22 protein-coding genes are annotated in these 21,129 nt (G+C 65.7%); 5 read left to right on the top strand and 17 right to left on the bottom strand.

Going from position 1 to position 21,129, the window contains the following annotated elements; all coding sequences use genetic code 11:
* Positions 1–2: 2 nt before the first annotated feature.
* Both ccoG and JQ632_RS13520 read right to left on the bottom strand, forming a co-directional pair.
* Entirely contained in the window at positions 3–1,487 is a 1,485-nt protein-coding gene (ccoG, locus tag JQ632_RS13525; protein ID WP_212402823.1) for a cytochrome c oxidase accessory protein CcoG, read from the bottom strand.
* Positions 1,488–1,740: 253 nt separating this feature from the next.
* Entirely contained in the window at positions 1,741–2,592 is an 852-nt protein-coding gene (locus tag JQ632_RS13520; RefSeq protein ID WP_212402822.1) for a 3-hydroxybutyryl-CoA dehydrogenase, read from the bottom strand.
* A 329-nt stretch (positions 2,593–2,921) separates the two neighbouring features.
* Between JQ632_RS13520 and JQ632_RS13515 the strand changes: the two genes are divergently transcribed.
* The 3 genes from JQ632_RS13515 to JQ632_RS13505 all read left to right on the top strand — a co-directional run bounded on the left by JQ632_RS13515 (position 2,922) and on the right by JQ632_RS13505 (position 6,348).
* On the top strand, positions 2,922–4,937 hold the full coding sequence (locus tag JQ632_RS13515; RefSeq protein ID WP_212402821.1) for a bifunctional diguanylate cyclase/phosphodiesterase: 2,016 nt from the start codon (positions 2,922–2,924) through the stop codon (positions 4,935–4,937).
* Between the two features lie 224 nt (positions 4,938–5,161).
* On the top strand, positions 5,162–5,473 hold the full coding sequence (locus JQ632_RS13510; RefSeq protein ID WP_212402820.1) for a hypothetical protein: 312 nt from the start codon (positions 5,162–5,164) through the stop codon (positions 5,471–5,473).
* A 35-nt stretch (positions 5,474–5,508) separates the two neighbouring features.
* Positions 5,509–6,348 (top strand): GGDEF domain-containing protein, encoded by an 840-nt coding sequence (locus JQ632_RS13505; RefSeq protein WP_212402819.1) that lies wholly within the window; start codon positions 5,509–5,511, stop codon positions 6,346–6,348.
* 117 nt (positions 6,349–6,465) lie between these two features.
* Here the strand turns inward: JQ632_RS13505 and JQ632_RS13500 are convergent, their stop codons facing one another.
* The 6 genes from JQ632_RS13500 to JQ632_RS13475 form a co-directional block, all read right to left on the bottom strand.
* On the bottom strand, positions 6,466–6,777 hold the full coding sequence (locus JQ632_RS13500) for a metal-sulfur cluster assembly factor (protein WP_212402818.1): 312 nt from the start codon (positions 6,775–6,777) through the stop codon (positions 6,466–6,468).
* Positions 6,774–7,277 (bottom strand): DUF2249 domain-containing protein, encoded by a 504-nt coding sequence (locus JQ632_RS13495; protein WP_212402817.1) that lies wholly within the window; start codon positions 7,275–7,277, stop codon positions 6,774–6,776. Before JQ632_RS13495 ends, JQ632_RS13500 begins: the two co-directional genes overlap by 4 nt.
* Before the next feature lie 26 nt (positions 7,278–7,303).
* Complete coding sequence (locus JQ632_RS13490; RefSeq protein WP_212402816.1) at positions 7,304–8,641, bottom strand: hypothetical protein; 1,338 nt, start codon at positions 8,639–8,641, stop codon at positions 7,304–7,306.
* Between the two features lie 144 nt (positions 8,642–8,785).
* Entirely contained in the window at positions 8,786–9,673 is an 888-nt protein-coding gene (locus tag JQ632_RS13485; protein ID WP_212402912.1) for a U32 family peptidase, read from the bottom strand.
* A 52-nt stretch (positions 9,674–9,725) separates the two neighbouring features.
* Positions 9,726–10,703 carry a peptidase U32 family protein gene (locus JQ632_RS13480; RefSeq protein ID WP_212402815.1) on the bottom strand — a complete coding sequence of 326 codons (978 nt, stop codon included), beginning with the start codon at positions 10,701–10,703 and terminating at the stop codon, positions 9,726–9,728.
* 2 nt (positions 10,704–10,705) lie between these two features.
* Complete coding sequence (locus tag JQ632_RS13475; protein WP_212402814.1) at positions 10,706–11,248, bottom strand: SCP2 domain-containing protein; 543 nt, start codon at positions 11,246–11,248, stop codon at positions 10,706–10,708.
* A gap of 102 nt (positions 11,249–11,350) precedes the next feature.
* Between JQ632_RS13475 and JQ632_RS13470 the strand changes: the two genes are divergently transcribed.
* Both JQ632_RS13470 and JQ632_RS13465 read left to right on the top strand, forming a co-directional pair.
* Positions 11,351–12,871: a UbiD family decarboxylase gene (locus JQ632_RS13470; protein ID WP_212402813.1), complete on the top strand. Its 1,521-nt coding sequence runs from the start codon at positions 11,351–11,353 to the stop codon at positions 12,869–12,871.
* Positions 12,868–13,461 carry a UbiX family flavin prenyltransferase gene (locus JQ632_RS13465; protein WP_212402812.1) on the top strand — a complete coding sequence of 198 codons (594 nt, stop codon included), beginning with the start codon at positions 12,868–12,870 and terminating at the stop codon, positions 13,459–13,461. Before JQ632_RS13470 ends, JQ632_RS13465 begins: the two co-directional genes overlap by 4 nt.
* 5 nt (positions 13,462–13,466) lie before the next feature.
* Here the strand turns inward: JQ632_RS13465 and JQ632_RS13460 are convergent, their stop codons facing one another.
* The 9 genes from JQ632_RS13460 to cobA are packed head-to-tail and all read right to left on the bottom strand — an operon-like array spanning position 13,467 to position 21,124.
* Positions 13,467–14,210: a CbiX/SirB N-terminal domain-containing protein gene (locus JQ632_RS13460; protein ID WP_212402811.1), complete on the bottom strand. Its 744-nt coding sequence runs from the start codon at positions 14,208–14,210 to the stop codon at positions 13,467–13,469.
* A complete protein-coding gene (locus JQ632_RS13455; RefSeq protein ID WP_212402810.1) occupies positions 14,194–15,759 on the bottom strand; it encodes a nitrite reductase in 1,566 nt (521 codons plus the stop codon). The genes JQ632_RS13460 and JQ632_RS13455 overlap by 17 nt, the downstream gene beginning before the upstream one ends.
* Positions 15,737–16,945 carry a heme d1 biosynthesis radical SAM protein NirJ gene (gene nirJ, locus JQ632_RS13450; protein ID WP_212402809.1) on the bottom strand — a complete coding sequence of 403 codons (1,209 nt, stop codon included), beginning with the start codon at positions 16,943–16,945 and terminating at the stop codon, positions 15,737–15,739. The genes JQ632_RS13455 and nirJ overlap by 23 nt, the downstream gene beginning before the upstream one ends.
* 15 nt (positions 16,946–16,960) lie before the next feature.
* Positions 16,961–17,437, bottom strand: a complete 477-nt coding sequence (locus JQ632_RS13445) for an AsnC family transcriptional regulator (RefSeq protein ID WP_212402808.1) — start codon at positions 17,435–17,437, stop codon at positions 16,961–16,963.
* Positions 17,438–17,439: 2 nt separating this feature from the next.
* Positions 17,440–17,892, bottom strand: a complete 453-nt coding sequence (locus tag JQ632_RS13440; protein ID WP_212402807.1) for an Lrp/AsnC family transcriptional regulator — start codon at positions 17,890–17,892, stop codon at positions 17,440–17,442.
* Positions 17,892–18,878 carry an Lrp/AsnC family transcriptional regulator gene (locus JQ632_RS13435; protein WP_212402806.1) on the bottom strand — a complete coding sequence of 329 codons (987 nt, stop codon included), beginning with the start codon at positions 18,876–18,878 and terminating at the stop codon, positions 17,892–17,894. Before JQ632_RS13435 ends, JQ632_RS13440 begins: the two co-directional genes overlap by 1 nt.
* On the bottom strand, positions 18,875–20,047 hold the full coding sequence (locus tag JQ632_RS13430) for a cytochrome D1 domain-containing protein (protein ID WP_249151900.1): 1,173 nt from the start codon (positions 20,045–20,047) through the stop codon (positions 18,875–18,877). Before JQ632_RS13430 ends, JQ632_RS13435 begins: the two co-directional genes overlap by 4 nt.
* Entirely contained in the window at positions 20,044–20,355 is a 312-nt protein-coding gene (locus tag JQ632_RS13425) for a cytochrome c (RefSeq protein WP_249151899.1), read from the bottom strand. The genes JQ632_RS13430 and JQ632_RS13425 overlap by 4 nt, the downstream gene beginning before the upstream one ends.
* Positions 20,345–21,124: a uroporphyrinogen-III C-methyltransferase gene (gene cobA, locus JQ632_RS13420; RefSeq protein ID WP_212402804.1), complete on the bottom strand. Its 780-nt coding sequence runs from the start codon at positions 21,122–21,124 to the stop codon at positions 20,345–20,347. Before cobA ends, JQ632_RS13425 begins: the two co-directional genes overlap by 11 nt.
* Between the last annotated feature and the right edge of the window lie 5 nt (positions 21,125–21,129).

Here is a 21,129-nt window from a genome sequence, read left to right as displayed (position 1 = left end):
ATCTAGCGCACCACAAACCGGTCTGAGGCCGACAGCACCGTTCCGCCGGTCTCGTCCCTGGCGATGAACACGACGTTGGCGTCCTTCGGATTCGCCATGGTCAGGGTGACCCGCAGCGATTCCGAGCCATCAGGTTCAACCGCGATGGGAGTTCCATTGTCGTTTCCAACGATGGACATGACAGCATCTATGCCCTGAATAGCCAAAGTGAAGTGCCGCGTCACCTGCGCCTTGTTGAGGAGCTTGACCGTATAGGCGTTGCGGACCGAGCCGTCGGACAGGGTGATCGCGAGCGGATCGCGGTCGTGCAGCACCGCCAGGGCGCCGGTCGCGCGCGTTGCCAACAGCAGGGCCAAGCCTGCGGCAAGGCCGACGGCGATGGCCGTGAGCGCCACCGTCTTCGGCCGCATCAGGCGCGTGGCGCGTGGCTCGCCGCGTCGCCCGCGCTCGATATTGTCCCAGCTCTCGAAATCGATCAGGCCGCGCGGCCGCTCGAGCTTCGTCATCACGCTGTCGCAGGCATCGACGCAGAGCCCGCAATTGATGCAGGCGAAATTCGGCCCCTCGCGGATGTCGATGCCGATCGGGCACACATTGACGCACAGGCCGCAGTCGACGCAGTCGCCGGCCGCCTCGCCGCGCGCGCGGAGATCGGCGGCCTTCTTGACCGACATGCGCTGCTCGCCGCGATAATCGCGATAGTTGACCGTGAAGGCCTCGGGATCCCAGATCGCGCCCTGCAGCCGCGGCCACGGACACATGAAGGTGCAGACCTGCTCGCGGGCGAAGCCGGCGAGGCCATAGGTCGTGCCGGCAAAAACGGCGATCCAGGTCAGTGCGGTCGCCGAGGCCTCGCCGCTCGCGAGCGCGCGGACGAGGCTGGGTGCATCCGTGAAATAGAAGATCAGCGTCCCGCCGGTCAGCAGCGAGATCAGGATCCAGGCGGTGTGCTTGGCGCCGATCTGGACCACCCGCACGGCGCTGAGCGGCGCGTCCATGTTCTTCAGCCGTTGGCGGCGATCGCCTTCGATCAGGCGCTCGACCAGCAGGAACAGATCGGTCCACACCGTCTGCGGACAGGCGAAGCCGCACCACACCCGCCCCGCAAGCGCATTCGCCAGGATCAGGATGACGGAGGCAAGGATGAGCAGGCCGGTGACGATGTAGAGATCCTGCGGCCAGACCTCGACGAAGAACGCGTAGAGCCGTCCATGCGCGAAATCGAGCAGGATCGCCTGGTCAGGCGCGTTCGGTCCGCGATCCCAGCGCAGGAACGGCGTGACGTAGTAGATCGACAACGTGAGGAGCAGGATCGCCCATTTGATCCGCCGCAGCCGACCCGACACGGCCTGCGGCACCACGCGCGAGATGCGGTGTGCGGCGACGCGGTTGGCACCCGCCTTCTTCAGCACGCCCTTGTCGGCCTCGGTCCGTTGCAGGGCCGCCTTGGCGCGCGTGCGGGAATGATCGATTTCGATGACGGTCATCGTGGATTCGGCTTGCCTGTCGCCCGGCTCGGCGAGAGGCACATTCCGTCCGCCAGACCAAGATCTTGATGGGTTTCCCCCTACCCCGCCACCATAGGCACATCAGCGGGTTCCTCTTTGATGGAGCGCAAACTTCGGAACCAAAGTGCGTGTTCGAGAGGCGCGGGACATGAGTCAAAAAGAAACGGCGCCCGTCAGGGCACCGTTCCTCCAGATCAAAGGCCGCCGGCGCATCGGCCGGCTGGCGGCACCGTTACTTGCCGTAGATGTAAAATCCCTGGCCAGTCTTGCGGCCGAGATGGCCGGCATCGACCATCTCCTTCAAGAGCGGGGCCGGGCGGTATTTGGGATCGTTGAAGCCCTTGTAAAACACCTCCATCACCGAGAGCATGGTGTCGAGGCCGACGAGGTCGGCGAGCGCCAGCGGTCCGATCGGATGGTTGCAGCCGAGCTTCATGCCGGCGTCGATCTCCTCGGCGCTCGCGATGCCCTCCTGCAGCGCGAAGATCGCCTCGTTGATCATCGGGCAGAGGATGCGGTTGACGGCAAAGCCCGGGCTGTTCTTGGCGGTGATCGCGACCTTGCCGACGCGCTTGGCGAAATCCAGGGCCTTGGCATGGGTGTCGTCGGAGGTCTGCAGGCCCCGGATCAGCTCAAGCAGCGCCATCACCGGCACCGGGTTGAAGAAGTGCATGCCGATGAAGCGATCCGGGCGATCGGTCGCCGCAGCGAGCTTGGTGATCGAGATCGAGGAGGTGTTGGTGGCGACCAGCGTGCGCGGCGACAGCGTCGCGCAAAGGTCCTTCAGGATCTTGACCTTCAACTCCTCATTCTCCGTGGCGGCCTCGATCACCAGGTCGCAATCGGAAAGCTTTGCCCGGTCTGTCGTGCCGGTGATGCGCTTGAGCGTGGCATCGCGATCGGCCGCGCTCATCTTCTCCTTCTTGACCAGCCGCTCGAGGCTGCCGTCGACGGTCGCGATCCCGCGCGACACGGCCGCGTCGGAGATGTCGATCATCACCACCTTCAGCCCGGCCGCCGCGCTGACCTGGGCAATGCCGTTCCCCATGGTGCCAGCGCCGATGATGCCAACGGTTTCGATCATTGTTGTTTCGTCCTTCTCCTTGATCGGGCACGCCCGCCTCAGGCAGCGCGCACCCGCTTGAAATCTGAAGCGATATTTCGCCCACCGAGGCCCATAGTTAGCAGGCCGTAACCGCCGCCGATACCGCGTCCTTCGGGACGCCGAAGCGCCATTCCCGCGCCTATCCTTAACGGAGCCTCACCGGGGACGGCCAGCACAGCAAAATTTGCGCTGGCAAGCAACCATTTGCAGTCTTGCCGCGCCGGCGCGGCGAGCCCATCTAACGCCACCTTTACCTGCCCCATGCACTATCGCGCCTTTCATTGCTTTGGTTCTGGGGCCCGTTTTCCATGCGTATTGCAGATTTGAAGTCTCGTCTGGCCGCGGCGGCAGGGCTGTTTCGCGTGCCAGCCGACAACCCCGACCTGACGCGCGCCCAGTTCGACGCCTTCTCCAAGCAGGTCCCCCTGCTCTATTTCATCCTCATCACCAACACGCTGGCGGTCGCCTACACCTACGTGCCGGTAGCGCCGTTCTGGCTCACGGTCGCGGTGCCGGGCGTGCTGACCGCACTCGCCGCCTTGCGGACCTTCTGGTGGCTGAAGCAGCGCCATCTCGTGCGCAGCGATGCCGATATCCTGCGCAACCTGCGCGCCACCAACTGGCTGACGCTCCCGGTCGGGGCCGGCTTCACCGCCTGGTCGTTTGCGCTCTTTCCCTATGGCGATCCCTTCGCCAAGGGACAGGTCGCCTTCTACATGGCCGTGACGGTGATCGGCTGCATCTTCTGCCTGATGCATCTGCGCTCGGCGGCGCTGATCGTGACGCTGATCGTCGACGTGCCCTATGTCATCTACTTTTTCTCCACGGGCGAACCGACGCTGAAGGCGATTGCCGTCAACAATCTCCTGGTGTCGGGAGCGATGGTGACGGTGCTGTTCATCTACTATCGCGACTTCGCCGACCTCGTCTCCAGCCGCAAATCGCTGATCGCGCAGCAGGCGGCAACGCAGGCGCTGTCGGACGAGAATTTTCGGCTCGCCAATCTCGATTCGCTGACCGAGTTGCCGAACCGCCGGCGTTTCTTCGCCGAGCTGTCGAGCGCCTTCGGCGACGCCGAGCGCCGCGGCATCCGGCTTGCAGTCGGCATCATCGACCTCGACGGCTTCAAGCCGATCAACGACAATTACGGCCACTCGGTCGGCGACCGCGTGCTGATCGAGGCCGGACGCCGCATCCGCGACGTCTGCGAGGGCTTTGCCGCGAACCGCGTGGCGTTCACCCGCCTTGGCGGCGACGAGTTCGGGCTCGTCGTGTGCGGCGATCCGACCGACGAGGATCTCGCCGAGCTCGGCCGCCGCATCGGCGAGCGCGTCAAACTCCCCTACCAGCTCGACACCGCCCATACCGGCCTGTCCTGCTCGATCGGGTTTGCGTCGTATCCGAATGCTGCGACCGACGCCGAGGCGTTGTACGAATGCGCGGACTATGCGCTCTACCATGCCAAGCGCCAGATGCGCGGGCGCACGGTGATCTTCTCCAGCGAGCTCGAGGCGGAGATCCGCAGTCGCGGCGTCATCGAAAACCTGTTGCGCACCTCGGACTTCGCGACCGAGATGGACCTGGTGTTCCAGCCGATCGTCGATGCCATGAGCGAACGCACCAGCGGCTTCGAGGTCCTCTCGCGCTGGAACAGCCCGCGGCTCGGGCTGGTGTCGCCGGCCGACTTCATCCCCGCCGCCGAGCGCATCGGCCTGATCCGCCCGCTGACGCAGGCGCTCCTCCGCGCGCTCGCCGCGGCCAAGGGCTGGCCCGACGACATCCGCGTCTCGTTCAACCTGTCGGCGCACGACGTCTGCGCCTCCGACGGCATTTTGCCGCTGATCGCGATCATCAACGCGAGCGGCGTATCGCCGCGCCGCATTGACTTCGAGATCACCGAGACCGCCGTCACCTTCGACTTCGTCCGGGCGCAGCAGGCGATCGCGACGCTCAAAGCGATGGGCTGCGGCATTTCATTGGATGACTTCGGCACCGGCTATTCCTCGCTCAGCCACGTCCACCGCTTGCCGCTCGACAAGATCAAGGTCGACCGCAGTTTTGTCGCCGACGTCAACGAGAACCCGGTGAGTCACAAAATCATCAAGTCACTGACCGGCCTGTGTGCGGACATGGAGATCGCCTGCGTCGTCGAAGGCGTCGAGACCCGCGCCCAGCTCGACAGCCTGCGGCGGCTCGGATGCGACTTCATCCAGGGCTATTATTTCGCCAAGCCGATGCCAGGCCACGCGATCGCCGACTATCTCACTGCGGAGGCGAAGCGGCTCGGCGAGGATGTGCCACACGCGGCCAAGATTCCGGCCTGAGCCTCACACCCGGTCGGCTGCGCAGGCACACCAGGATGATGCGCTGCATCTGGTGATGGGATTTGCCTCTCGGACCGGAAGTTAAATCTTTACGCTCTTTGGAACTTTGCCGTCCGCTTAAACGGTATTCAATGCATCTCCGCGAGACTGGCGCCATGTCAGCCGCAGCCTCAACGACCGCCACCTCCAGATGCGCCGCGCAACCACAGCGGCCGAGGTCGCACATGCGCGCCTGCGTCGACTGGCTCCTCGCCGGCACGCATCCGGAGCCGGACGAAATCCGCAAGGACCTGCTGCATCAGCGGGCCAGCAAGACCAAGACGCTCGCGGTCGCGATATTCGCCTCACTGCTCACGTCGACGATCGCGGCTGCGCTGACCGGGGCCTTGTGGGCCTACGCATGGGTCGCGGCAGAGGTGGTTCTGGGCACCACCAGGGTCTATCTGATGATGAAGGACGTTGCGAAGGCGAAAGCCGCGCAGCGTACCGGAACGACGATTGCTCCGATCTGGGCGGGGCTCGCCTCGGCATCCTGATTTCCGCGGGCTGCTTTCAATGCGTCGCCTCTGGCGTGCTGCCGCTGATCCTGCTTGCCGGCATCGGCATCGCCAATCTGGTCGGTGGCATCTCTTCGCGCAACGCCGGGACGCCGCGCTACGGCGCACTGCTGATCTGCATCCTGACGCTGCCTTTCGCGGTCGCGACGATCCTGTCGCCGATCCCCTATATGTTTCTCGTCGGTGTCCAGACGCCGCTCTACACCGTCGGCATGATCTTCCTGCTGCTGGAGAATCACAAGGTCCTGCTCGACCTGCACCGCTCCGAACTCAGCAATCGCCAGATGGCGCATCACGATCTGCTCACCGGGCTTCCCAACCGCGCCCAGAACCTCAAGCTCTTTGGCGAACTGCTTGCCGGCCCGGCTCCGGATGCGACGTCGCCGAAGTCGAAGCTAACGGTATTCTGTCTCGATCTCGACGGCTTTAAGGCCGTGAACGACGGATTTGGACATGCGACAGGCGACGCCGTCCTCGTCGCGGTGGCGGAACGTCTGCGCGCGACCGTTCGCGACGTCGACTTCGCCTGCCGTCTGGGCGGCGACGAGTTCGTCATCTTGCTGCCCGATCTCACCGACGACGAAGCGGTGTCGATCGCCCGGCGGGTCATCGCTCGTGTCTCCGAGCCGTTCGCATTCGCGCCCGCGGCACGGATCGGCGTGAGCATCGGTATCGCGGCTGCGCCGCGCGACGGGGCCACAGCCGGCGAACTACTCAGCGCAGCTGATCGCGCCATGTACGAGGCGAAGCGCTGCGGCAAAGGCGGCTTCGTGATCCACGCTCCGTGCGTGGAGAATGTGAGCCTCGCGCCTGCCATGGATGCCCACGGCGAGGTCGCGGTCCTCGCGCGATAGCCTGCACGAAGCGTGCTAGAGCACGATCCGGAAAAGTGTGCAGCGGTTTTCCGAAAACATCGTGCTCAAAAAGAGAGAGCTAAAGTGCAATGGAGATTCAACCTAAAGCATCGCGCTTTAGTGAACGGATGCGAAGCCGAGACTTGCCCTTGCGTCCGCCGAGATCATGGATGGATCCCAGGTCGGCTCGAACGTCATGACGACATCGACCGAACGAACCCCATCCACTTGCGATGCGCTGCGTGCAACACCTTCCTTGAGGAAACCGGAGGCCGGGCATCCCTTGTTGGTGGCGGTCATGGTGATGCGCACATCGCCCTCCGCGACGGCGATGTCATAGATAAACCCGAGGTCGACGATGTTCACGCCGAGCTCGGGATCGATGACGACCCGCAGCGCGTCCCTGATCTGTGCAACGTCAGGAGTCATGAGGGTGCCCTCACCGTCAGCTCGTAGGTCACGCCGTCGGGCAGAAAGCCGCCGAGCCAGTTGAATCCCCGTCGCTCCAGTTGTGGAAACAGGAACACCGGCTCGCGCGCGAGAAGCGCGCTCAATGTCTCGCCGGGACCAAGCGTTTCGGCTGCGGCCAAAATCCTGACCATCGGCTCCGGAGGATCGAGCTCACGGTTGTCGAGCCGTATCTTCGGCTCGGGCCATGCACCGCCGGCCGACGTCGCCGGAACGGCGGCCGGCGGCGGCGTCTCCATCGGCGTGAACAGAACCTGCCATTCGCCGCCGCCGATCTCGGTCTCGGAATGCGCAAAGCCCTTGCCCGCCATCACGCCGAACAATGGCACCGGCTTGAACGGCGCGAGGAGCCGGATGCCCTGCCCCGGCGCGATGCTGTCCACGGCGGCCATGATGACGGAGAACGGTTCACCACCCGCACGCAGGATGGGACGGACATCGACATCGAGATACTCGGTCATTTCGTTTTCCTTTGAGTTCTCTGTTCTCAGGAATGCAGGAGGCGCGGCAGTTTAGCACCCTGCGGCAATCGCGCATTCGTGGTGACGTCGGCGAGCATTCGCGTCCGCAGGAGTTCCTGCACGATCCCGGCCGTTGCCACCATCATGCCGAACGCCGCGACACGAAACGCCGGAGCCTGGCCGGCAAACAGCAAGGCGGTCGCGAGCCAGACAGAGGCGAAATAGGCCGCGAACCATTTCGTCGCGCGCGGTTCAACGACGAGATCCTGAACCCGGGGCGTCGGCACCCGTCCCATCACCGGACCATAGGTTTCGAGCCAGGTCAGGAAGGCCACGATCTTGTAAAGCTTGGCAAGCACCAGCCCGGACAGCCAACCGAACCCGAGGAGGAAGACAAACGCACCGATATCAGCGGCAAAGGATCCGCGCACCGCCAGCGCGAGCCCCAGCACCACCGACGCCGCGAGACTGGTCAAGGCGTAGACGGCCATCGAGGTATTGAGCTCGAGCGTGCGCCGCTTGCGCTTGCGATAGAGATCGACGACGTCTCGGCCGTACAGCGCGGCAGTTGCCACGCCACAGACGGCGGTCAGGACGAAAACCAGATCAAGTCCGGCGCGCATCGCGATCGCGGCGAGGCCGCCGGCAACGGCGAGGCCAAGCGTCGCAGCTCCCACGAGGAGAGTCGTGCGGCTTCTCCTGATGTCGACGTCGGGCGACATCATGAACATCGCGAGCAGGCGATAGCTCACGCCCATCGCGGTCAGTGTCAGCCAGCCGCCGAGACCGGCGATGGCATGCAAGGGAATGCCGGCGTCGAGCACGGCATTGAGCCCTGACCCGCCGTAGCCCGCCAGGGCCCACGCGAAGGAGGTACCCAAGGCGGCCGTCGCACCGAGGGCGGCGAGGCCGACGAGGACGAAGCGCGCCGCAGCCGCCAGGGGACGGGCGCGCCACATCGTCATGACGATGTTCGCGGCGAACAGGCCGAAGCCTGCGACCAGCAGCGTCGTACCGACGGGAAGCAGCCAGAGCCAGGGCGGAAGCCGCCCGCCCAGCGCGAGAAATCCGAGCAGCAGGGCGATCAATCCAGCGGTGAGCAGGCCAAGCACCGGAAGCGCGCCAGCTTCCGAGACCAGGGCCTTGCCGACCAGGACAGGTACGAATTGCAGCAGCGCGCCGCAGATGCACATGCTGAGCCAGCCAATCGCAACGACATGAACGAGCACGAGCGTCTCGGGCGCCGCGACATCAGCGCCCGGATAGCCAAATCCCGCGATCATCAGCGCCTCGGCCGCGAACAGCCACGCGATGCCCATCGCGAAATAGCTCATGGTCCATTTGGATACGCTGCCGCCGATCATGATCCGTCCGGTTCCTGCCCGCCACGCTCCAAGCACCCTCAGCCTGCAAGATAGGAGCGACGGCGGCCCGGTATCTTTGTCCGGACGCAAACTTCGGTGCGGTGGATCAGGCCGGCTGCGGCGACGACCCTTCAGGGTCCACGATCATGACAGGTAGGAAACGCCGGCCGATCCGTGCAAAAATCCGTTCGAGAACGGCACGTTCGGATAGAGTGCGGCCAGGCTCCGGTTACCGCCTTCGGCATCGTCGCGGCCGTCCAGCACGCCGCGAAAGACCTTGGCGACGGCGACCATGTCGCAGGCCTGCGGCGACAGGCGGAGCGAGGCGACCCCGGCGTCGCGCAGCCGACCGGCGTCGCCGAGAAGATTGGTGCACGTATAGGACAAGGTCTGGACGCCGTTGATGGTCAGAAAGTCCTGCTGCTCCAGCGTCTTCAGCGCGAGCCCGTCCGGATCCTTGTCGCAGACGAAGCGGCAATTGTCCTTCGCAAGCTTGTGCACACGCGCATGGTAGCAGCGCGCGGAGATCGCGAGTGGCACACGGCCGAACGCAAACACCTCGATCGCGACGTCAGGAACCCCGGCCGCGATCGCCGCCACCGATGACAACGGCAATTCCGGCGGCAGGCAGATTCGCGCAGCCCCTTGTGCGGCATGAAACGCGGCCGCCGACTCACTGTAGATGTTGACGAAAGGCCCGATCGCATGGCGGCGGCCGGCCAGCGCCCTGAGGCAGGTCAGGTCGTTGACCTCGATCAGCATGTCCGTCACGGCCGCGAGTTCCTCGGTCTGACGCCGCTCGCGCCGCTGCGATACCAGGATCAGCGAGCCCAGCAACACCTGCTTGCCGGCGCTCCGCAGCCGCTCGATCACGGCCGGCAGATGATCGTCGAAGAACGGCGAACGCTTCGAGCAGACGATCTCGCCGACCGCGACGACATCGACCGGCGCTTCGTCCGCAATCGCAAAGTAGAAGTCGCGCCAGCGGTCCGGCGCCCAGTTGTAGAGGACCGGACCGAGGCTGAGCTGCATCCGGCCGTCTGACGAATTGCTCATGTCACTCCAAGTTTTCGCTTCCAAGGCTTCACTTCCACGTCTTGCGATACGCCCCGACCGTGCTCGCCTGCCCCTCGGTGAAGGGCTTCAGGCTTGCGATATCGGCCTCGCGCCCACCCGCGAGCGCATCGAGCGCGCCGCGAAAATGGCGCACCACGCTGTCGACATAAGCCCGTCCGCGCTGCCGTCCCTCGATCTTGAGCGCGGTCACGCCGGCATCGCGCAAGCCCTTGAGCAGCGTCGTGGCGTCGAGGCTGACGGGATCCTCGAAGATGTAGCCGGTGCCCAGTTCCGTCGAGAAGCGCCCCTTGCACAGCGTCGGATAGCCGGCGGGCTCGTCGGGTCCGAACCGGTTGATGGTGAAGCCGCCGAGGCGCGAATTCGTGCCCTGCGGCGTCTGCTGGTAGACGACGTGGCTTGCCGGCGAGCAGACTCCTTGCATGTTCGGCGATTTGCCGGTGGCATAGGACGACAGCGAGCAGCGTCCCTCCGCCATCACGCAGAGGCCGCCGAACACGAAGACCTCGGTCTCGCAGGCGGCTTCACGCGTGATTTCAGCGATCTCCGGCACGCTCAGCACGCGCGGCAGCACGACGCGGCGCGCGCCGAACGCTTCGACATAGAAGGCGATGGCATCGGGATTTGCGGCCGCTGCCTGAACTGAAACATGCAGGCGCTGGTTTGGATGGCGCCTGGCCGCATAGTCCATCAGGCCGATGTCGGCGAGAATTAGCGCATCGGCCCCGGCGCTGACCGCATCGTCCACGGCGCGGTGCCAGAGGTCGACACCGCCGGCGCGTGGAAAGGTGTTGATGGCGACCAGGACCTTGGCCCCGCTCCTGTGGGCGAGCGCGATCCCCCTGCGCATCTCGTCGCGGCTGAAGTTCAGGCCGGGAAAGTTGCGGGCGTTGGTCTCGTCGTTGAAGCCGCAGTAGATCGCGTCGGCTCCGGCTTCGATGGCGCTCTTCAACGCGGCCGGCGTGCCGGCGGGACAGATCAGCTCCATGGTCAAAATCCACCGTGGCGGTGGGACGCGCCAAGCACGCGCTCGCGTGCCATGGCAAGGGCGCGCCGGGCCGGACGGCCGAGCGGTCCGAACAGGGAGGAAAGCTCCTCGACGAGGTCGAGCTGTGCGTCGTCGATCGCATTGCGCAGCGCCAGAATCGCCTCGACGTTGCCCTCAATCACGAGATCGCGCGAGAACATCAAGGCGTCGCCATCGACCTTGCCCTCGAGCAGAGCCAGCAGACTGGCAAGCGAGGTGCGGATGCGCGCATCCAGATCGCGCGGCAGGACGTGCACCACGCCGAGGCGCGGCGGCGACGCCTCGACCACGAATGAAAACGGCAGATCGGTCGGCTCGATGCCGAACCGCGCGCGCGAATGCTCGCCAAGCCGGTCGAAGATGGCGGGATTGCGCTGCAAGATCCGTTGCAGGACGCCGGAGAGAATGAGCTGCAAGGGCAGCAGCGGCAGGGGCCGCATCGCAACGGCGAGAAGCGGCGGAATGACGGGTAACGAACCGGATCGTGCGGCGGACGGATCACTCATGGACCACATCTGGACGTATCCGACACGGATGTATTTGAGCCGGAACAATGAAAGCCAAGATCAACCCGGCTAGCTCTGCTCTTTTTTGAGGAGCCCGTTCAGTTGCAGCGTGATCTCCCGCGCTTCCGGGAACTATCCGACTTCCTGCGCTTCATCGAAGGCAAGGGGCAGTTGCGACGCATTCGTAACGAGGTTTCGGTGGTTCACGAGATCACCGAAATCCATCGCCGGGTTCTCGCCGGGCACGGCCCTGCACTATTGTTCGAGCGCCCGATCAAGGCGGACGGCACGCCGTCCGGAATGCCGCTCCTCACCAACCTGTTCGGCACCGTCGAGCGGATCGCGTGGGGCATGGGCATCGTGCCGGATCGTCTCGAGGAGCTGGGCTCGCTGATGGCCGAGCTGCGCGCGCCCCGTCCGCCGCACGGTCTCCGCGAGGCCTGGGACAAGCTGCCCCTGGCACGGGCGGCGCTCGCGACCCGGCCGCGAACGCGCGCCGCCGCGCCGGTGCAGGACTGCGTTGCGATGGGCGACGACATCGACCTTGGCCGGCTTCCGGCACAGATCTGCTGGCCCGGCGAACCGGCGCCGCTGATCACCTGGCCGCTGGTCGTCACCGTCCCGCCGGAATCGCCGACCGCCGATCAGGAAGAGAATGTCGGCGTCTACCGGATGCAGGTGCTCAGCCGCGACCGCGCCATCATCCGCTGGCTCGCCCATCGCGGCGGCGCCCGCCATCATCAGCAGTGGAAGGCGCTTGGACGGGATATGCCGGTCGCGATCGTGATCGGCGCCGACCCCGCGACCATCCTCGCCGCAGTACTGCCGCTGCCCGAAACGATCTCCGAGCTGCGATTCGCCGGCATTTTGCGCGGCGAACGGCCCGACCTGACACCATGCCGCACCGTGCCGCTCGCCGTTCCGGCCCACGCCGAGATTGTCATCGAGGGTTTTGTCTCGGCAACCGAGACGGCACAGGAAGGTCCTTACGGCGACCACACCGGCTACTACAATTCGGTCGAGCCGTTTCCGGTGCTGCGCGTCACCGCCGTGACCAGCCGGCGCCAGCCGATCTATCTCTCGACCTTCACCGGTCGCCCGCCGGACGAGCCGTCGCGGATCGGCGAAGCGCTGAACCAGCTGTTCGTGCCGCTGATCCGGCAGCAATTCCCCGAAGTCGTCGACTGCCACCTGCCGCCCGAGGCCTGCTCCTACAGAATCGCGATTGCGTCGATCAAGAAGCGTTATCCGGGGCAGGCGCGGCGGCTGATGCTCGGCCTGTGGTCGATGCTGCCGCAGTTCAGCTACACGAAACTCCTGATCGTGGTCGACGACGACATCGACATCCGCGACTGGCGCGCGGTGATGTGGGCGGTTTCGACCCGCAGCGACAGTTCGCGCGATCTGGTGACGCTTAGCGACACGCCAATCGACTATCTCGACTTCGCCTCCCCGAAATCCGGGCTCGGCGGCAAGCTCGGTATCGACGCCACCACCAAGATTGCGCCGGAGACGGAGCGGCTCTGGGGCGAGCCGCTCGCGATGGATCCCGCCGTGATCGGGCGTATCGATGCGATGTGGTCCCGCCTCGGCCTCACGGGCACAGCACGCGAGCCGGCATGAGCGAGCGGCAGCGAATCATCGTCGGCATCAGCGGCGCGTCGGGCGCTGCGATCGGCGTGCGGGTCGTCGAACGGCTGGCGGAGAATCCGCGCTGCGCGGTCCATCTCGTGGTCTCGCCGGCGGCGGAACGTACGCTGAGCGAAGAGGTCGGCACCGGCGCGCTGTCGCACCTGCGCGACCTCGCCTTCCGCCACCACGGCCATTCCGACATCGGCGCGAGCATCGCCAGCGGCTCGTTTCCGATCCGGGGGATGATCGTGGCGCCCTGCTCCGTCCGCACGCTGTCAGCCATCGCCTATGGGCAGCTCGACAATCTCCTGGTGCGTGCCGCCGACGTGCAGCTCAAGGAACGGCGGCGCCTGGTGCTTCTGGTGCGCGATAGCCCGCTGCATCTCGGCCATCTCCGAGCCATGCAACAGGTGACCGAAACCGGTGCGATCATCGCGCCGCCGCTGCCGGCCTTTTACCTGAAGCCGCAGTCGCTCGCGGAGATGGTCGACCAGATCGCCTGTCGCGCAATCAACCTGCTCGATCTCGCAAACGTGTCGGCGCCGGCGCAAGCCTGGGGGACTGACGCAGCTCGTCCCTGACCGCGTCAGGTCGCCTGCCTCGCGGCAACTGCCTGCGCCACCAGGTCGGCGATGCCGGGAGCGGTTCCCATGATGCCGGCAAACACGACGTCGCGGCGGCCGAGCCGCGCGACCAGCCCAGGCGCATCCCTTGCCCCGTGCAGGCCCTCGCCTGAGAACACCCCGACAACGACCGCAGGACCGGCGAGCGCCGCGGCCGTGTCATCAAGCGAGGGCTGTTCCTCGAGGAAGGCGACCTCAACCTTGCGAAAGACGCCGTGCCGTTCGAGCGCACGCGCAAGCTCCTCGGTGGATTGGCGGGAGGCCGGGTTGCGCTGCGAGCCATGCGCCAGCAGAATCACCGTACAGGCGGCCGGCGTCAGTTCGTGCTCATGCGCCGCGCCCAATGCCTGCTGCATCACGACGTGGGGCAAGCCGGGATCGAGCCCGAGCGGCGTCAGCATCTCGACGCTGCGACCGGCCTTGTTGGCCTCCTCCAGGATCTGCACCAGCCGATCCCGGGTGAAATAGCCGTTGGCGGCAAACAGCGGATAGACCAGGATGCGATCGGCAACCAGCGTTTGCAGTGCCTCGCGGACCGACGGTACGCCCGAGATGAAGCCGACGGCAACCTCCAGTCCCCGACCGGCGAGCGCCTCAGCGATGCGAAACACGCCCTCGTTGCCGGCGTCCGGCCGCCGCTCGCCATGCGCGGCGAGCAGCAAGCCGGTCCGTGACGAGCTGCCTGCTCGTTCAATGACTGGTGCCATCGGAAAAGGTGATCTTATTCCACACGTTGTACTTGCCCGAGGGACGCGACATCGGAATGCGCTTCACCTCGGCGAATGTCGCTGCATCGTAAACCACGAGCGCGCCCTTGTCTTCCCAGATCGAGACCAGGGCGTGGCGTCCGTATCGGTCGAACTCGACATGGGCCGCGGTCTTGCCGGGCTCGGGGGTCACGCTGCGAACCACCTCCAGCGTGCGCTTGTCGACGATCGAGAGCGTATCCTTCGTCGCGCTCATCATGCTGTCGGTCCAGGCGTAGGGCGTGTTCTCGTGACTGCGCATGAAGAAGCCGGGCCCGGGCGTTTCGATCGTCTTGACCGGTGACCAGTCCTGCATATCGAGCACGCTGATCTTGCCCGCCTTCAGTAGCGGCGTCGCCATCACAGCCCGGCCGTTCCAGGTCCAGGTGATGCCCGAGCCGAGATGCGGCAACCCCGGCAGGTCGAGCGCCTTGATGTCGCGGCCGGTGGTGAGGTTGATGACGATAGCCCTGCCCTCCCGCGCCGAGCCGATCAAATTGCGATACGGTGGATCGAAGAAGAAATCGTCGAGCGGTTCCGGCGTCTCGATCCGGCGCAACGCGAACAGGCCCTGCGAAGACGGCAGCGCCTCGATCATGCCCTTCTCGTGGCTGTGCACGAGACCGGAATAGACCGGCGGTGCGTTCGCGTCGGTTGCGACCTCCCAGATCTCGGGAACGTCCTTTAGCGCCGCGATGAAGCTGTTGCGCGACGGCGCCTGATAGACGGCCGACACCCGGGATGAATTGCCCTTGCGATCCCTGACATCAAAGATCTTCTCGACCGCGAGATCGTCCGTCGACAGCATCACCAGCGTATGCGGCAGATAATTGGCCACCGCAATGTGCCTGCCGTCAGGCGAGATCGCGATGTTACGCGAATTGATACCGGCGCGGACCTCGGCCAGCATGGTCAATGTCCAGAGATCATATTTGCTGACCCAGCCGTCGCGCGACATGAAGAACACGTAGCGTCCGTCCGGGGTGAACTTTGGGCCGCCATGCAGCGCGAAGCGCGTTTCGAACCGCGTCAGCGGCTCGAAATGATCGCCATCGAGGATCGTCGCGTGGTGATCGCCCGCCTCGACGACGACGAACAGGTTCATCGGATCGGCCGCAAAGCGCGGACGGTCGAGTCTTGGCGCCGACGCATGCGTAACGCGACTGGCCTCGATATCGCTCGCACCCCAGATCGGCACCGACGGCAAGGGCGACGCAATGAAGGCGGCGAGCGCGGCGATCTCATCCTTGCCGAGCTTGTCTGCAAAACCCGGCATCTGGGTGGCGGTGCGGCCGTCGGCGATGACTGAGGCTGCGCGGGCGCCCGTCATGCGGCCGAGATTCTCGGGCAGCAATGCCGGTCCGAGCCGGCCGAGCCGATCGCCGCCATGGCATTCCGCACAATTGTCGGCGAACAGTTTTGCCGCATCCGGCTCTGCGCGAGCGGGACCGGTCAGCGCGCCGAGCGCAAGCGCGATGCAGAGCCAGCTAGACAGAGAGCGGTGCTTCATGACGTGCTCCGCGATAGATGCTGGTCTTTACGCGCGCGCTTGATACTGTCAGGCCGATCTCCTCGTCGCTCAGATAGCAGCCGGGATCTTCCGCCCAGGCGTCCCCGGTGATGCGTTGCGCGCGCACGCGGGTGTTGCCATTGCAAATGTCGAAGTACGCGCAAGCGCCGCAACGGCCCGAGACCCGACGCGGCCTCTGCTTCAGGCCTGCCATGATCGTATCGGACAGATCGGTCCAGATCTCAGAGAACGGACGAGCCTTCACATTGCCGAGGTCGTGGTGCCACCACATGGTATCGGGATGGACATTGCCGAGATTGTCGATATTGGCGACGTTGACGCCGGAGGAATTGCCGCCCCAGCGCATCAGTTTTGCGCGCAGATCACTCACGCGCTCCGGCGCATTCCGCTCGGCCCAATGCAGGAGATAGACCGCATCGGCGTCGTTGTTGCCGGTCACGATCTCCATCTCGCTGCCGGCCTGTGCCCAGCGCCAGGCGCGCGCGATCACCATGTCCATCGCCTGCCGCGTCGTCTGCCACAGCGCATCGTCGCCGCGGTTCTTGTTACCGCGGCCGGCATAGACGAGATGCGAGAGATAGAATTTTGGAAATCCTTCCTCTTCGACGAGATCGAGCAGGCGCGGCAGCTCGGCCGCATTGTCCTCGGTCATGGTGAAGCGGACGCCGACCTTGATGCCGCGATCGCGCAGCTGCCGCAGGCCGCCCAGCGCCTGCTGATAGGCACCCTCCTTGCGTCGGAAGCGGTCGTGGGTCGCGCCGATGCCGTCGAGCGAAATGCCGACATAGTCGTAGCCGACATCGCGGATGCGGTCGGCCATACCAGCATCGACCAGCGTTCCGTTGGAGGACAGGCCGACATAGAACCGCATCGCCTTGGCGCGTGCGGAAATCTCAAAAATGTCCGGCCGCATCAGGGGCTCGCCGCCGGACAGGATCAGCACCGGAACGCGGAAGGCCTTGAGGTCGTCCATGACGTGGAAGACCTGCGCGGTCGAGAGCTCACCGGGAAAATCGACATCGCCCGAGATCGAATAGCAATGCTTGCAGGTCAGGTTGCAGCGCCGGATCAGGTTCCAGATCACGACGGGCCCAGGCGGCTGACGCACCGGCCCCGCGGGCGCCGGCTTATCCAGTTCGCGCAGATATTGGCTGAGGCGGAACATGACCGCTCCTTGTGTTCAGGCCGCGATGCGAAGGCCGGTCTTCTTCAGGATCCGGGTCGAGAACAGCACCTCGTGGGCGCGCGAAGCCGGACCGACGAGCGCGGCAATCTCGGCGACCTTGCTCCGGACCTCATCCCGCGTCCGTCCGTGCACCATCGCAAACAGGTTGTACGGCCAGAGCGGCAGGTGCCGCGGCCGCTCATAGCAATGCGTCACGAATTCGAGCGCGCCGACCCTGGCGCCGATGTCCGCAATGTCGTTGTCGGCGATATCCCACACCGACATGCCGTTGGCGGTGTAGCCGAGCGCATAGTGGTTCGGGATCGCGCCGATGCGGCGGATCGCGCCTGACACGAGCAGGCGCTTGAGCCGTCCGGTCACCTCGAGTTCGTCGAGGCCAAGCTGGTCTGCAAGTACGCGATAGGGCTCCGGCACGAGCGGGAGCCCTGCCTGTGTGGCTGCGACCAGCCTGCGATCAATGGCATCCAGCATGATCAGACCTCGACACGAAAGCCGACGAAGAATTCGCGCGTCTTGGGCATGGCACGGACCGCAAGGCCGGTCTCGCACGCGATCTCGGCGATCACCCGATCGATCCGGCCGGCCTCTGCGGCCGACACCACGAACCACATGTTCAGCTCGTGATCGCGCTCATAATTGTGCGCGATCTCCGGATGGGCGTTGACGAGCTCTGCGACCTCGTCGAAGCGCTCCGGTGGGACGGCCATCGCCGCGAGGCAAACCGCCCCGCCGAGCTGTTCGGCATTCCAGAGCGGACCGAACCGGCTCAACTGCCCGCCGGCGATGAGGCCGCCGAGACAGTCGATCAGCTCGCCCTCGCTGAGACCAAGCCTGGCGCCGGCATCGCGAAACGGCCGCTGCGTCAGCGGAAAGCCGCCTTGCAGGGCGTTCACGACGGCTCTTTCGGTCGGGTCGAGCGGACGCATCAATTCGCTCCGCTACGGCTGGAGAAAACGGCGCCGCGCTGCTTGAAGCAGCGCCTGGAGAACAACACCGCCTGCCGCCGCAAGCCGGTGTCGGCCAGCAGATTGAGCTCGTCGATGACCGCATGGGCATCGTGGCGCGATCGCGCATGGACCATGCAGAAGAGATTGTAGGGCCAGAGCGGCAGCCGGCGCGGGCGCTGGTAGCACAGGGTGACGCCGGGATGCCGGGCAAAGGTCGCGGCGACCTCTTCGACGCTCTCGTCCGGGATTTCCCACACCGCCATCGCATTGGACCTGAAGCCGAGCTTGTCGTGCCGCACGACACAGCCGAACCGGGTCACCACGCCGGCCTCGATCAGATGCTCCAGCCGCGCGATCACCTCGGCCTGGTCGAGTGCGAGCCGGTCGGCAACCGCACGATAGGGATGTTCGACCAGCGGAAGACCATTCTCGATCGCGGCAAGGATGTTGCGATCGCGCGGATCCGGTGTGTACGCCTCGATCGGGCGGACCGTCCTGCCCTTCTGCGCACACGCCGCGCCGAGCGGAAAGCCGAGACCGAGATGATAGGCCCGCACCATCGGCAACACGACCGCGGTCAGGCCCGCCTGGTTCTCGATAGCGCGGATCGTCGTGGCGATCGCATCCGTGTCGCCACCGGCGACCACGAACCAGAGATTGAGATCGTGCTCGCGCTCGTAATTGTGAGTGACGAACGGCTGGCGGCTGACGATCCGCGCGACCTCCTCCAGCCGATCGGGCGGAACCTGGAGCGCCGCGAGCGTGCTTGCGCCGACCGTATTCGGCCTGACCACGGCGCCGACCCGCGAGATCAGGTCGCGCGCCTGGCAGCGGCGGAAGACGTCGATGGTCTCCCGCTCCTCCAGCGCCGCGGCGCGCGCCACCACCTCGAACGGCTTGTCGACCAGGGGAAAGCCATGCTGCCAGCGATCGATCAGGGAGAGCTCGATGGACGTCGGCGTCATTGTCCGATCCTCGTCGCACGTGCGGTGAAGAAGATGCCGGATGGCTTTTGCGCCACGATTTCCCCCTTCTTGGCGAAGGACACGGCGTCGTAGATGTCGATGCGATCGGCGTCGCGCACCGAGACCCACACCTCGTTGCCGCGCGGCGTGAACTCCATGTGCAGCACGGCCGGCCCCGGCGTCAGCCGGTGAACGACCTTCAGCGTCTCCGTCTCGACGATCTCGATGGTGTCGTTGTGCGGATGGGCAAAGTTGACCCAGACATGGCGGCCGTCCGGCCGCGCCACCGCGAACACCGGCTGGCCGTGGGTCGCGACGCGGCCGGCTTCGGCAAAGCTGCGCAGATCGACCGCGATCAATTCGTGCCGTCCGACCGCCGGCAGCAGCAGCCTGTCGCCGACGGCAGCCCAGCCCTCCAGATGCGGCATCTTGTAGACCGGCAGAGGTTGTTCGCCACGGCCGTAGCCATTGAGGATGCGCTCGGCCTTCAGCGGCTGCCGCCAGGTGTCGACATGCACGACACCGTCCTCGCCGAACAGGCCGGCGAGGTAGTGGCGCCCGTCCGTCGTGACGTTGCCGTCATAGGGCAGCTTGCCGACACCGGCGAGCCGCGTCACGGCGGGCGCCTCGACATCCCTGAGATCACCGACCCAGATCTCGCCTGCGTCATAGAGCGCCCAGGCGAAGCGACGTCCGGGCAGATCGACAAGCCCGACCGTCTTCGACGTCTTGCCGTCGGCGCCGACGGCCGGAATGCTGGCGACCGGATCGAGCGTCCTGGCGTCGAACACCCGCACGCCGCCGGGCTCGTAATTCGACACCGCGATCAACGCACCGTCATCGGAGATCGCGCCGCCGATCGCGTTTCCGGCCTGCACGATGCGCCTGGCGATGACGGCGTCGAGCATGTCGACCTTGGTCAGGCCGCCGTCGCGGCCGAACACATAGGCGTAGCGCTGATCCGGCGAGAACACCGCCGATGCATGCGAGAGATCGCCGAGACCCTCCACCCGGCCGATCGGCTTGCGCGCGGTGGTGTCGACGATCAGTACCGAGCCGGTCGCGCGCTCGACGATCAGGCCGAGATTGCCGGTGCCGCGCAACTCGCCCGCGCAGGCAGCGGCCGGTATCAGCAGCAGGAACGCAAGAACAAGCCGCATCACACTCATGGCAGGTCTCCATGCTGCAACCGTTCGGCGATCCACCGCGCATCGGGCTCGCTCAACAGTGGACGCCAGGGCGGCATCGGCGTGCCCGGCACGCCGTCGAGGATGATGCTGACGAGCTGCTCGCGGCTCCAGGTGCGCAGATGCTCAGGCGTCAGTGGTTTGCCGAGGCCGCCCTTCAGACTGAGGCCATGGCAGGAACCGCAATCCTGCCGTACCAAATTCGCCAGGCGCACCGCGTCCGAAGGCGTCTCGCTCGCGACCGCGGGCGCCATCGCGACGAGGGACGTAACAGCGATGCTAGGCCACAACCGGGATCGCCTCGGCATTTTCCGCGTCGCTCCGTTCCTCGCGTTCCATGGCAATGGCGGCGACCCTGCCGATGATGAAGAGGACGGGACCGCTCAACGTCGCGTCCTTCAGAGCCGCCGGCAGCGTCTCCAGATGCGCGCATATTCGACGCTCCTGCGGCGTCGTTCCTTGACACACAGCAAGTACAGGCGTGATTCCCGGCAGGCCCTCCGCCATCAGCTTGCCGACAATCTCGTCGATATTCGCAAGGCCCATATAGACGACCAGCGTGGTCTCGGGGTCGGCAAGGCTCTTCCAGTCGAGATCGAGCGGTTCGTTTGCTTTTCGGTGCCCGGTCACGAAGCGCACGCCCGAAGCGAGCCCGCGATGCGTCAGCGGCATGCGTACCGCCGCCGCGCAGCCCTGCGCGGCGGTGATCCCGGGGATCACCTCGTAGGCAACGCCGGCCCGCTCCAGCTCGGCCGCCTCCTCCGAGCCGCGTCCGAAGATGAAGGGATCGCCGCCCTTCAGCCGCACCACGGTGCGGCCCGCGCGCGCCAGGCGCACCAGCATGCCGTTGATCTCGTCCTGCGGCACCGGATGAAACGAGGCCTGCTTGCCGACGTTGATCTGCAGCACGCCGTCGGCAATGGTGTCCAGAATGCTCTGCGGCACCAGCCGGTCGTAGACCACGACGTCGGCCTCACGGATCGTGCGCACCGCCTTGAGCGTCAGCAATTCGGGATCGCCTGGACCGGCGCCGACGAGATAGACCTTTCCAACAGCCATGACGC

Origin of the sequence: Bradyrhizobium liaoningense, assembly GCF_018130955.1 — a bacterium.
GTDB lineage: Bacteria > Pseudomonadota > Alphaproteobacteria > Rhizobiales > Xanthobacteraceae > Bradyrhizobium > Bradyrhizobium liaoningense_C.
Note: the sequence above shows the minus strand (reverse complement) of the source record. Positions and strands in the feature narration are given on the sequence as shown.

Coding starts and splice junctions, on each gene's coding strand:
- ccoG (WP_212402823.1), bottom strand. CDS start 1,487: ATGACCGTCATCGAAATCGATCATTCCCGCACGCGCGCCAAGGCGGCC.
- JQ632_RS13520 (WP_212402822.1), bottom strand. CDS start 2,592: ATGATCGAAACCGTTGGCATCATCGGCGCTGGCACCATGGGGAACGGC.
- JQ632_RS13515 (WP_212402821.1), top strand. CDS start 2,922: ATGCGTATTGCAGATTTGAAGTCTCGTCTGGCCGCGGCGGCAGGGCTG.
- JQ632_RS13510 (WP_212402820.1), top strand. CDS start 5,162: ATGCGCGCCTGCGTCGACTGGCTCCTCGCCGGCACGCATCCGGAGCCG.
- JQ632_RS13500 (WP_212402818.1), bottom strand. CDS start 6,777: ATGACTCCTGACGTTGCACAGATCAGGGACGCGCTGCGGGTCGTCATC.
- JQ632_RS13495 (WP_212402817.1), bottom strand. CDS start 7,277: ATGACCGAGTATCTCGATGTCGATGTCCGTCCCATCCTGCGTGCGGGT.
- JQ632_RS13490 (WP_212402816.1), bottom strand. CDS start 8,641: ATGATCGGCGGCAGCGTATCCAAATGGACCATGAGCTATTTCGCGATG.
- JQ632_RS13485 (WP_212402912.1), bottom strand. CDS start 9,673: ATGCAGCTCAGCCTCGGTCCGGTCCTCTACAACTGGGCGCCGGACCGC.
- JQ632_RS13480 (WP_212402815.1), bottom strand. CDS start 10,703: ATGGAGCTGATCTGTCCCGCCGGCACGCCGGCCGCGTTGAAGAGCGCC.
- JQ632_RS13475 (WP_212402814.1), bottom strand. CDS start 11,248: ATGAGTGATCCGTCCGCCGCACGATCCGGTTCGTTACCCGTCATTCCG.
- JQ632_RS13465 (WP_212402812.1), top strand. CDS start 12,868: ATGAGCGAGCGGCAGCGAATCATCGTCGGCATCAGCGGCGCGTCGGGC.
- JQ632_RS13460 (WP_212402811.1), bottom strand. CDS start 14,210: ATGGCACCAGTCATTGAACGAGCAGGCAGCTCGTCACGGACCGGCTTG.
- JQ632_RS13455 (WP_212402810.1), bottom strand. CDS start 15,759: ATGAAGCACCGCTCTCTGTCTAGCTGGCTCTGCATCGCGCTTGCGCTC.
- nirJ (WP_212402809.1), bottom strand. CDS start 16,945: ATGTTCCGCCTCAGCCAATATCTGCGCGAACTGGATAAGCCGGCGCCC.
- JQ632_RS13445 (WP_212402808.1), bottom strand. CDS start 17,437: ATGCTGGATGCCATTGATCGCAGGCTGGTCGCAGCCACACAGGCAGGG.
- JQ632_RS13440 (WP_212402807.1), bottom strand. CDS start 17,892: ATGCGTCCGCTCGACCCGACCGAAAGAGCCGTCGTGAACGCCCTGCAA.
- JQ632_RS13435 (WP_212402806.1), bottom strand. CDS start 18,878: ATGACGCCGACGTCCATCGAGCTCTCCCTGATCGATCGCTGGCAGCAT.
- JQ632_RS13430 (WP_249151900.1), bottom strand. CDS start 20,047: ATGAGTGTGATGCGGCTTGTTCTTGCGTTCCTGCTGCTGATACCGGCC.
- cobA (WP_212402804.1), bottom strand. CDS start 21,124: ATGGCTGTTGGAAAGGTCTATCTCGTCGGCGCCGGTCCAGGCGATCCC.